This window comes from Actinocrinis sp., from assembly GCF_035946395.1.
Lineage (GTDB): Bacteria > Actinomycetota > Actinomycetes > Streptomycetales > Catenulisporaceae > Actinocrinis.
Genome location: NZ_DASYZI010000316.1, coordinates 1 through 11,201 on the forward strand (window position 1 = coordinate 1; position 11,201 = coordinate 11,201).

Genomic DNA, 11,201 nt, shown 5'->3' on the forward strand with positions numbered 1-11,201 from the left:
CTGGTCTTCTCTCGTGGACCTAGGAGGACTTGAACCTCCGACCTCTTCCTTATCAGGGAAGCGCTCTAACCGACTGAGCTATAGGTCCATCACGCTCGCTCGCCTGCTGTTGCTGGTGGTCGAAGCGCTAGAGCAGATTACCGCATGCGGCGGGCCGCCCCAAAATGGGATTCGGGTGCGCTGGGGCGGTTTTCACTGGTCTTCGGCGAGGGTGACCTCGAAGCCGCCGACAAAACCGGCGGCCAGGTTGTAGAGGTATGCGCCCAAGGTGGCGAGTGCGGTGGCGAGGACCACGTCCACCAGGGCGATGATCATCATGTAGCCCTCGACGTGGCCGAAGGACAGGAAGCTGGACAGGCTGAACGAACTGGTCGTGCCGGTACCGGTGCCGCTGCTGGTCAGGTCACCCACGGTCTTGTTCAGAGAGTCGAAGACGCCGAGGGCGTTGAGCACGTTCCAGACCACGGCGGTGCCGACGATGGTGACGATGCCCATCGCGATGGACAGCACGAACGAGACCTTCATCACCGACCACGGGTCCACCCGGGCGACGCGCAGGCGTGCCTTGCGGACGCGGGCCTGCGGGGCGCCTGCTTGGGCCCCGGCCCCGCCGGCCCCGAACCCCGGGCGGGCCCTGGCCCGCTGGTCCTGGGTGGCGCTGCCGATCGCCGCGCCGACGCGGGCGAACGAGCGTCCAGCGCCGCTGAGGGCCCGTCCGACGGTGTCCGCCGGGCCGGACAAGCCGGACGGGCCGGAACGGCGGGAGTCGGGCGCTTCGGGAGCCGGGAGCTGGTGGGCACCGGTTCCGGCGTGCGCGGGCTGGGCGGCGGCCGACGCCTGCGCCTGCGCTTGTGGCTGCGCTTGCGACTGAGTCGCCGACGGTGGCGCCGAGCGCACGGCGGTCGGGCCCAGGCCGTCTCCGTAGCTGCGGCTACCGCCGGGCCGCCCGGCTGTGGGGTTCGAGCTCTCACTCACGGTCGTCTCCAAGCCCCTTGCGTCATCGAATGCATCGTCGAAGCTGCTCATCGGAACCGCGGCCTCCCGCCGAGACCGCGGGCCCCTGGCTCTATACCCGGGGCGGTGTCTGCGACGCGCGCCCCGGGTCGCACATGTTTACTACGCCTCGCCGGGGGCAGTCGGTTCCGCTTCGGATACGGTACCCCGCTCCTCGTCGGCCCGCTCCGCGCCGTCCGAGTCCGTGTCCGAATCCACGTCCGCCGCGTCGGTCAGTGCGATGTTTTCGCTGCTCTCACCGCTCTCATTGCTCTCGCTGGTCACTGCGTTCTCCGATTCGGCGTTGCGGGCGATCGCGATCACAGCGTCCTTCCTGCCCACGTGGATCAGCTGGACGCCCATCGTGTCGCGGCCGGTCTCGCGCAGCCCGGAGACACTCGTACGGATGACACCGCCGCTCGCGGTGATGGCCAACACCTCGTCGTTCTCCTCGACGATGAGTGCGCCGACCAGCTCGCCGCGCTCGTCCACGGTCTTCGCAGCGATCACGCCGAGGCCGCCGCGGCCGCGCACCGGATACCGCTCGACGGCAGTGCGCTTGCCGAAGCCGCGGTCGGTGGCGGTGAAGACGAAGGTGCCCTCCTTCACCACGCTCATCGAGAGCAACTCGTCGTCCTCGCGGAACCGCATGCCGATGACGCCTGAGGTGGCCCGGCCCATCGGGCGCAGCGACTCGTCCGAGGCGTTGAACCGGATCGCCTGGGCCTGCCTGCTGACCAGCAACAGGTCGTTTTCGGCGGAGACCAGCTCAGCAGCTATCAACTCGTCGTCCTCGCGCAGGTTGATCGCGATGACGCCGCCGGAGCGGGGGGAGTCGTAGTCCTTGAGAGCGGTCTTCTTGACCAGACCCTTTTTCGTGGCGAGGACCAGATAGGGCGCCACCTCGTAGTCGCGCAGGTCGAGCACCTGCGCGATGGTCTCGTCCGGCTGGAAGGCGAGCACATTGGCCACGTGCTGGCCACGTGCGTCCCGACCGGAGTCGGGCAGTTCGTAGGCCTTGGCCCGGTAGACCCGGCCCTTGTTGGTGAAGAACAGGATCCAGTGGTGGGTGGTCGTGGTGAAGAAGTGGTCGACGATGTCGTCCTGCTTGAGCTGGGCGCCGCGCACCCCCTTGCCGCCGCGCTTCTGCGAGCGGTACAGCTCCGTCTTCGTTCGTTTGGCGTAGCCCCCACGGGTGATGGTGATGACGATGTCCTCCTCGGGGATCAGGTCCTCGATGGACATGTCACCCTCGTAGGGCACCAACTCGGATCGCCGGTCGTCGCCGTGCTTGTCGACGATCGCCTGCAACTCCTCGGAGACGATCTGCCGCTGGCGCTCCGGGGATTCCAGGATGGCGCGATACTCGGCGATCTTCAGCAGCAGTTCCTCGTGCTCATCGACGATCCGCTGGCGCTCCAGGGCGGCCAAGCGGCGCAGCTGCATCTCAAGGATCGCGTTGGCTTGGACCTCGTCGATCTCCAGCAGGTTCATCAGGCCGGTGCGCGCCACGTCCACCGTCTGGCTGGACCGGATCAGCGCGATGACCTCGTCGATGGCGTCCAAGGCCTTGAGTAGTCCTTGGAGGATGTGGTCGCGTTCTTGGGCCTTGCGCAGCCGGTACTTGGTACGCCGGACGATGACCTCGACCTGGTGCTCCACCCAGTACCGGATGAACGCGTCGAGCGGGAGAGTGCGCGGGACGCCGTCGACCATCGCCAGCATGTTGGCGCCGAAGGTGTCCTGGAGCTGGGTGTGCTTGTAGAGGTTGTTGAGCACGACCTTCGCGACCGCGTCACGGCGCAGCACGATGACGAGGCGCTGGCCAGTGCGGGACGAGGACTCGTCGCGCACATCCGCGATGCCCTGGATCTTGCCGTCCTTGACCAGCTCGGCGATCTTCGAGGCGAGGTTGTCCGGGTTGACCTGATAGGGCAGCTCGGTGACAACGAGGCAGGTGCGGCCGAGGATCTCCTCGACCTCGACGACGGCGCGCATGATGATCGAGCCGCGGCCGGTGCGGTACGCGTCCTCGATACCGCGGCGGCCGACGATCTTCGCACCGGTCGGGAAGTCGGGGCCCTTGATCCGCTCGATCAGCGCTTCGAGCAGTTCAGCCGGGGTGGCCTCGGGGTGTGCCAGGTACCACTGGACGCCCTCATTGACCTCGCGCAGGTTGTGCATGGGGATGTTGGTCGCCATGCCGACCGCGATGCCGGAAGAACCGTTGACGAGGAGGTTGGGGAAGCGGGAGGGGAGTACGACGGGCTCCTGCGAGCGGCCGTCGTAGTTGGGGTTGAAGTCGACGGTGTCCTCGTCGATCTCGCGCAGCATCTCCATGGCGAGCGGAGCGAGCTTGCACTCGGTGTACCGCATCGCGGCGGCGGGATCGTTGCCCGGGGAGCCGAAGTTGCCGTTTCCGTCGACGAGTGGCATGCGCATCGCCCACGGCTGCGCGAGCCGGACGAGGGTGTCGTAGATCGCGGAGTCGCCGTGCGGGTGGTAGACACCCATGACCTCACCGACGACGCGCGCGCACTTGAAGTAGCCGCGGTCCGGCCGGTAGCCGCCGTCGTACATCGCATAGAGCACACGGCGGTGCACCGGCTTGAGGCCGTCACGCACCTCGGGCAGCGCGCGCCCGACGATGACCGCCATCGAGTAGTCGAGGTAGGAGCGCTGCATCTCGGTCAGCAGGTCGACCATCTCGATGCGGTCGCCGGTCTGCTGCTCGGGCTGCGTCGAGTCAGGCAGGGTGGAGATCGGGGTCGGGTCCGTCACGCCGTCGTCGGCGGGGCTGTTCTCGTCGGACACGGAGAGTGGTTCCTTAGGTCAGGTCGGGTCGCGGGAGGTCGGCCGCCGGGTGCTGGCCCGGGGCCGGCTCAGATGTCGAGACAGCGTCAGATGTCCAAGAACCGCACGTCCTTGGCGTTGCGCTGGATGAACGAGCGGCGCGCCTCGACGTCCTCGCCCATCAGGATCGAGAACAGCTCGTCGGCCTGGGCCGCGTCGTCGAGGGTGACCTGCCGCAGGATCCGCGAGTCGCGGTCCATGGTGGTGATCCGCAGCTCTTCGGCGTTCATCTCGCCGAGACCCTTGAACCGCTGGACGGTGTCGTCCTTCACCCGGCGCCCGGCGGCGGCGCCAGCGGCCAGCAGGACGTCACGCTCGCGGTCCGAGTAGGCGTAGGCGAAGTCGTTGTTGGTCCACTTCACTTTGTAGAGCGGCGGGGCGGCCAGGTACACGTGCCCGGCCTCGATCAGCGGGCGCATGAAGCGGAACAGCAGGGTCAGCAGCAGGGTGGTGATGTGCTGGCCGTCCACGTCGGCGTCGGCCATCAGGATGATCTTGTGGTAGCGCAGCCTGCTGATGTCGAAGTCGTCGTGGACGCCGGTGCCGAGGGCGGAGATGAGCGCTTGGACCTCGTTGTTCTGCAACACCCGGTCGATGCGGGCCTTCTCGACGTTGAGGATCTTGCCGCGGATCGGCAGGATCGCCTGTACCTTCGGGTCGCGGCCCGACTTGGCCGAGCCGCCGGCGCTGTCGCCCTCCACGACGAAGATCTCGCACAGCGCCGGGTTGGTGGACTGGCAGTCGGCCAGCTTGCCGGGCAGCGCCATCGTTTCCAGCAGGCCCTTGCGCCGGGTCAGCTCGCGGGCCTTGCGGGCGGCGATCCGGGCGGTGGCCGCCTGGATCGACTTGCGCACGATGTCCTTGGCCTCGTTGGGGTTGCGATCGAACCAGTCGGCCAGCTGCTCGTAGGTGATCTTCTGCACGAAGGTGCGGGCCTCGGTGTTGCCGAGCTTGGCCTTGGTCTGGCCCTCGAACTGCGGCTCGCCGAGCTTGACCGAGATGATCGCGGTCAAGCCCTCACGGATGTCCTCGCCGGCGAGGTTGTCGTCCTTGTCCTTGAGCAGCTTCTGGTCCTTGGCGTACCGGTTGACCACGTTGGTCAGCGCGGAGCGGAAGCCCTCCTCGTGGGTGCCGCCGTCCGGGGTGTTGATCGTATTGGCGAACGTGTACACGCCTTCGGAGTACTGGCTGTTCCACTGCATCGCGATCTCGGCGGAGATCTTGCGGTCGGTGTCCTCGGACGCGAACTCGATGACCTGAGGGTGCACCAGCTCGCCCTTGGCCGCGTTGATGTGGCGCACGAAGTCGGCGATGCCGCCGTCGTAGCGGAAGACGACCGCGCGGCCCTTGCCCTCCTCGTCCTTGAACTCCGGGCGCTCATCGGTCAGCGAGATGGTCAGGCCACGGTTGAGGAACGCCATCTCCTGGAAGCGCCGGGCGAGGGTCTCGAAGCTGTAGGTCGTGGTCTCGAAGACCTCGTCGTCGGCCCAGAAGGTCACGGTGGTGCCGGTCTCGACGGTCGGGCTGCCCTTGCGCAGGTCGGCGGTGGGCGTGCCGCGCAGGTACTCCTGGGTCCACAGATGGCCTTCGGTCTTGACCGCGACGGTCAGCCGGGTGGACAGCGCGTTGACCACGGAGACGCCGACGCCGTGCAGGCCGCCGGAGACCGCGTACCCACCGCCGCCGAACTTGCCACCGGCGTGCAGCACGGTCAGCACGACCTCGACGGCGGGCTTGTCCTGACCTGGCACCACGCCCACCGGGATGCCGCGACCGTTGTCGACGACGCACACGCCGCCGTCGGCCAACAGGGTGACCTGGATGTCGTCGCAGTATCCGGCCAGCGCCTCGTCCACGGCGTTGTCGACCACCTCGTAGACGAGGTGGTGCAGGCCGCGCTCGCCGGTGGAGCCGATGTACATGCCGGGGCGCTTGCGCACCGCTTCGAGGCCCTCAAGGACGCTGATCGCGCTGGCGTCGTAGTCGCCGTTGTTGCTGTGCTGCCGGGGCGCGGGTGCGGCGGCTGCCGGGGCGCCGGATACGGGGGCGGACGGCGTGGAGTGTTCTGGATCGACCACGGACGCGAAACCTTTCTCAACGTCAGCGGCACCGGGCCGGCAGAGCGAGGCACCGGGGCCGCAGAGCGACGAGCTGGAGCGCGCCTGCGCGGCACCAGCGGCAGGCGGACTGGGGGCCCACGTACGGCGAATGGTCGCCGACCGCCGGATTTCCTCGGCTGCCTGGATCTGGCTTCATTCTATCGGTTCCGGGGGACTGAAGGCGGCATACGCGGCCTGACGGCCATTCTGAGCTGATCCACCCCTCGGTCAAGTGTCCCCCCACCTAAGGTGGGGTCAGCCGACGCTCGATGCGATGTTGGCGCCATCCGCGACTACGAGGCATAACAGCCGATTGTCGGAGGATTACGATATGCGATGAGCAACCGTCACTGATTCGAGTTAAACGGGTGTGTGGAGCGGATGCCAACGGTGCTGTGTATGCGGCCGGTCCGACAGATGTCCGGCATTTACCCTGTATATCCGCTTAGCCCAGCCGATGGATGCCTAGGGATCGTGCGCCTGACGTGTCTAAGACGTGAGCCGGATCAGCGCGCGGCGTCTGGTACACCCTAGGGATCACGGCGGCCTCTGGATCCCCCGGTCGCGGACAGCCGACCGCGCCGCCAACTCGGCGGATTGGGGCCGAGCACCGAGATGCGTTCTATCGCGGGCTGCGGTGGACCGCCGGGGATGGTCCGGCGGGGCACGGCCGAGTTGAGCCGGGAGAGCAGCATCGCGGACAGGTTGCGCAGTTCGGTGGCCCAGGCCGACGAATCGGTCTGCACCGTCAGCACGCCGTCCTCGTAGGAGACCGGCACGCAGTGCGCGGCGATGCGCGGCCCGACGATGTCCGCCCAGCCGTGGATGATCCCGCCGACGGCCGCCGGGGCTTCCCAACCGGCCTCGGCCAAGAGCCGGGACAGCGTGGCTTCAAGCGGTTGCGGGTCGCGCTCGTCGGGGCGGGCGCTGGAGCGGCGGGCCTGTGCCGCGGCGGAGCCACGTCGCAGCGCCCTGCCCTCCTCGATCTGGCGAGCGCGGGTGCGGGCCGCGGCCAGCGCGGCGCGGGCGAGGTCGGGGCCGCGCGCGTCACCACTCTGCGGTGACGATTGAGGGGACGAATAGCCCCCGTCGTGTTGAGCAGTCATCGCGCACGCTCCGCATCGTCGTCGCGCGCGACGCTGTCTCTGCCGTCATCCTCGTTGTCATCGTCGCCGTTGTCGTCGCCGCGCATGACAGTGTCCTTGGCGGCCGGGTCCTTGGTGACGGCGCCCTTGGCGACCGTGTAGCGCAAGCCGTCCAGCTCTGGCGGAACGTCGGCCGCGACGGCAGCGGTGATCAGCACCTGTTCGGCCGTGGACGCGACGGAGACGAGATGGGTCCGGCGTGAGGAGTCCAACTCTGCGAAAACGTCGTCGAGTAGCAGCACCGGCTCGATTCCGTCGGACCGCAGCAGTTCGTAGGCGGCGAGCTTGATCGCCAGGGCGAAGGACCACGACTCGCCGTGACTCGCGTAGCCCTTCGCCGGGAGTGGCCCGCTGCCGTAGTCGATGGCCAGCATCAGGTCGTCGCGATGCGGGCCGACGAGTGTGACGCCGCGCTCCACTTCGTCCGGCCGGGACTGCGCCAAGGCTGCGGCGAGCGCGGCTTGGAGGTCGTCGGCCGAGGCGGCGGATTCGAGCGGGCAGGAGGGACGGTACTCAAGACTCGCACCCGGATGGCCGGCGATCGTGCCGTATGCCTTGTCCACCAAGGGAGCCAGCGCGCGCAGCAGCGTGAGCCGGGCCGCGAGCAGCTGCGCGCCCGCCTTCGCGAGATGGGCGTCCCACACGTCGAGCGTGCTCGGATCAGGAGTCTGTCCTCCGCGCGACCGGCGCAGCATCGACGCGGACCGCAGCAGGGCGTTGCGTTGCTTGAGCGCCCGCTCGTAGTCGGCACGCACCCCTGCGTAGCGCGGCGCGCGGGCGACCAGGAGTTCGTCGATGAATCGGCGGCGCTCCGCCGGATCTCCCTTGACCAGCGCCAGATCCTCCGGCGCGAACAGCACCGTGCGAAGGTAGCCGAGCACGTCGCGGGGGCGGTTCACCGGCGAGCGGTTGAGCCGCGCCCGGTTCGACCGGCCCGGGTTTATCTCCAGTTCGACCAGCGCGGTGCGGTCCTCGTGCCACACCGCGCCGCGCACCACGGCCCGCTCGGCGCCCGCGCGTACCAGCGGCGCGTCCTGGCCGACCCGGTGACTGCCCTGGTTGGCGAGGTAGCCGATCGCCTCGATGATGTTCGTCTTGCCCTGGCCGTTGGGTCCGACGAGCACGCTGACGCCGGCCTCAAGGGGTAGCTCAAGGCCGGCGTACGACCGGAAGTCGGCCAGCGACAGATGGCTGAGACGCACTGCTTTCCTGTTGTCGCGTTCTTCGGTGTTGCTGCTGACTTTGATCAGGCACTGACTTTGATCGGGCGCCGTGCCGGGCGCCGAATTCGATCAGGTGCCGTATCAGGCGTCGGGGCTGCGGTGCTCGGCGGCCGTCTTGCCGTCGGCGCCGGTGACGGCGTGTCCGCCGAACTGGTTGCGCAGCGCGGCGACCATCTTCATCGACGGGGAGTCCTCCTGGCGGGAGGAGAACCGGGCGAACAACGAGGCGGTGATCGCGGGTAGCGGCACGGCGTGGTCGATGGCCGCCTCGACCGTCCAACGGCCCTCGCCGGAGTCCTCGGCGTAGCCACGCAGCTTGTCCAGGTGCTCGTCCTGCTCAAGCGCGGCGACGGCCAGGTCCAGCAGCCAGGACCGGATGACCGTGCCCTCCCTCCACGAGCGGAAGACCTCGCGCACGTCGGTCACCTCGGGTACCGCTTCGAGCAGTTCCCAGCCCTCGGCGTAGGCCTGCATGATCGCGTACTCGATGCCGTTGTGGACCATCTTGGAGAAATGGCCCGCGCCGACCGCGCCGGCGTGCACGAACCCGAACTCGCCCTCGGGCTTCAGCGCGTCGAAGACCGGCTGCACCTTCGCGACGTTCGCGTCCGTACCGCCGACCATCAGTGCGTAGCCGTTGCGCAGGCCCCACACGCCACCGGACACGCCGGCGTCCACGAAGCCGATGCCCTTGGCGGCCAAGTGCGCAGCGTGCTTCTTGTCGTCTGTCCACCGCGAGTTGCCGCCGTCGACGACCACGTCGCCCTCGGCGAGCAACTCGCCGAGTTCCTCGATGGTGGACTGGGTCGGCGCTCCTGCCGGGACCATGACCCAGACCACCCGGGGCGCCGGGAGGGCGCCGACCAGGTCCTTGAGCGAGCCGACATCCGTCAGGTCGGGGCTGCGGTCGTATCCGACCACGGTGTGGCCGGCTTGGCGGATGCGCTCGCGCATGTTCCCGCCCATCTTGCCCAGGCCGATGAGTCCGAGTTCCATGACGCCTTCCCTCTGTCCCTCTGCTGTGGACTGGTGCGTGGTGCGTGATTCGGCCGACCCCGTCGTCAGTTTATGGCGTCAGTTTATGGATTCGACCGTATCGCCGGCGCCCGATGGCCGCACACCGTGCCCCCGCGCAGTGCCCGCCGTGGCCCGCCCGGCTCAGCCGGAGAGACGGATCGGCATGATCAGGTAGCGGTACGCCGGATCGTGCTCGGCGTCCACGGCCGGCCGGCCGGTGATCACCGCGGGCTTCGTGGACGTCGTGTAGGACAGCTGCGCGTACGGCGCGTCGATCGCCCCGAGGCCTTCGAGGAGATAGCCCGGGTTGAAGGCGACCGAGATGTCGGCGTCCTCGAACACCGCGTCCATCGACTCCGAGGCCTGCGCCTCGTCGCCGGAGCCGGCTTCGAGGGTGACCTGCCCGGCGGAGAAGTTCAGCCGGACCGGCGTGTTGCGCTCGGCGACCAGCGCCACCCGCTTGACCGCCTCGATCAGCGGCGCGGTCTCGATCACCGCGGCGCCGGTGTACTCGGCCGGGAACAGCGCGTTGTACTTGATGAACTCGCCTTCGAGCAGCCGGGTCGTGGTGCGGCGGCCGCCGGCCTCGAAGCCGATCAGCCCCTCGCCCGCCTTGCCGTCCTCGGAGGACAGCGCGATGGTGACCCACTCGCCCGAAGTGAGCGACTTGGCGATGTCGTAGAGGGTCTTGGCCGGCACCAGTGCCACGGCTTCGGCATCCGCGTGCTCGGGCTTCCACATGATCTCGCGTACGGCGAGCCGGTAGCGGTCGGTCGCGGCGAGCCGGAGGGTGTCGCCATTGATCTCGATCCGTACGCCGGTGAGGAACGGCAGCGTGTCGTCCTTGCCCGCGGCGACCGCGACCTGAGCAACGGCGGCCGCGAAGGTCGAGCCCGCGATGGCGCCACTGGCGCCGGGCATGTCGGGCAGTGACGGGTAGTCGTCCACCGGCATGGTCTGAAGCGTGAACCGCGAGGTGCCACAGACGAGGATGACCTTGGAGCCCTCGGTGGCGATCTCCACCGGGCGGTTGGGCAGCGAACGGGTGATTTCCGCCAGCAGCTTGCCGGAGACCAGCGCGGTGCCGCCTTCCTCGATGTCGGTGGAAGCCTCGGCGCGCGCCGAGACCTCGTAGTCGAATCCGGAGACGGTCAGCAGGCTGTCCTCGGCCCGCAGCAGCAGCCCGGCGAGCACCGGGGCCGGCGGGCGGGCCGGCAGCGAACGGGCGGTCCAGGCGACCGCGTCGGCAAGTACGTCACGTTCCACACGGAACTTCACCGGATTTCCGCCTCCTGGCAGTCGAGGCCGCGCGCCGTGGCGCGCGGGGCCGAGTAGTCAACCATCATGCCGCCTTCCACCGACTGTGGATGACGGCTTCGCGCAGGTTCGCTCGGCGCGAAGGTTTTCCACAGGGCTGTGGACGGAAGAAAGCTGAAGAGGGCTCCGCAGCGGGCCTTGGTGGTCTTCGGCGCCACTGTAGCGGGGTGGCGGAAGACCGGACCTCGGACACCGGCCGAGGCTTTTCCACAGATTTTCGCCCAGACCACTGCCGTGCTTCTTCCCGGCTTATCTCTCTGTAGTCGTAGTAGTAGGCGCTGTGGAAATGTGGAAAAGCGTTCTTTTCCCAGTTCAGCGCCGGTATTTTCATCCACAGGGCTTGTGGAGAAGCTGGGGACAAGTGAAGGTGTCCTGTGGATGACGAAAAGTTGTCCCCAGCGCGTCCACAGCCGGAACCCGGTTTTGCACAACCTATCCCCAAAATGATCACCAGGCCTGGGGATAACCTGTTCACTCGAATCGGTGATAGCGCGGGGACCTGCACGGTTTATGCACAGAAGTTATCCCCAGGCATCCACAGGCTGTGGGAAAAG

At 68.1% G+C, this 11,201-nt stretch carries 7 protein-coding genes, 1 tRNA gene and 1 pseudogene; all 9 read right to left on the minus strand.

Annotated elements, in window-relative coordinates; genetic code table 11:
• Positions 1–14: 14 nt before the first annotated feature.
• Positions 15–88, minus strand: a tRNA-Ile gene (locus VGS97_RS19280).
• Positions 89–192: 104 nt separating this feature from the next.
• Positions 193–975 carry a DUF3566 domain-containing protein gene (locus VGS97_RS19285; protein ID WP_326854979.1) on the minus strand — a complete coding sequence of 261 codons (783 nt, stop codon included), beginning with the start codon at positions 973–975 and terminating at the stop codon, positions 193–195.
• A 141-nt stretch (positions 976–1,116) separates the two neighbouring features.
• On the minus strand, positions 1,117–3,699 hold the full coding sequence (gene gyrA, locus VGS97_RS19290) for a DNA gyrase subunit A (protein WP_349262190.1): 2,583 nt from the start codon (positions 3,697–3,699) through the stop codon (positions 1,117–1,119).
• Between the two features lie 194 nt (positions 3,700–3,893).
• Positions 3,894–5,924 carry a DNA topoisomerase (ATP-hydrolyzing) subunit B gene (gene gyrB, locus VGS97_RS19295; RefSeq protein WP_326854981.1) on the minus strand — a complete coding sequence of 677 codons (2,031 nt, stop codon included), beginning with the start codon at positions 5,922–5,924 and terminating at the stop codon, positions 3,894–3,896.
• A gap of 551 nt (positions 5,925–6,475) precedes the next feature.
• A complete protein-coding gene (locus VGS97_RS19300) occupies positions 6,476–7,051 on the minus strand; it encodes a DUF721 domain-containing protein (RefSeq protein ID WP_326854982.1) in 576 nt (191 codons plus the stop codon).
• A gap of 110 nt (positions 7,052–7,161) precedes the next feature.
• Positions 7,162–8,292: pseudogene (gene recF / locus VGS97_RS19305) on the minus strand (DNA replication/repair protein RecF); the annotation flags it as partial.
• A 102-nt stretch (positions 8,293–8,394) separates the two neighbouring features.
• Positions 8,395–9,309: a phosphogluconate dehydrogenase (NAD(+)-dependent, decarboxylating) gene (gene gnd, locus VGS97_RS19310; RefSeq protein ID WP_326854984.1), complete on the minus strand. Its 915-nt coding sequence runs from the start codon at positions 9,307–9,309 to the stop codon at positions 8,395–8,397.
• A 162-nt stretch (positions 9,310–9,471) separates the two neighbouring features.
• On the minus strand, positions 9,472–10,608 hold the full coding sequence (dnaN, locus tag VGS97_RS19315) for a DNA polymerase III subunit beta (RefSeq protein ID WP_326854985.1): 1,137 nt from the start codon (positions 10,606–10,608) through the stop codon (positions 9,472–9,474).
• Entirely contained in the window at positions 10,605–10,805 is a 201-nt protein-coding gene (locus tag VGS97_RS19320) for a hypothetical protein (RefSeq protein WP_326854986.1), read from the minus strand. Before VGS97_RS19320 ends, dnaN begins: the two co-directional genes overlap by 4 nt.
• Positions 10,806–11,201: the final 396 nt, after the last annotated feature.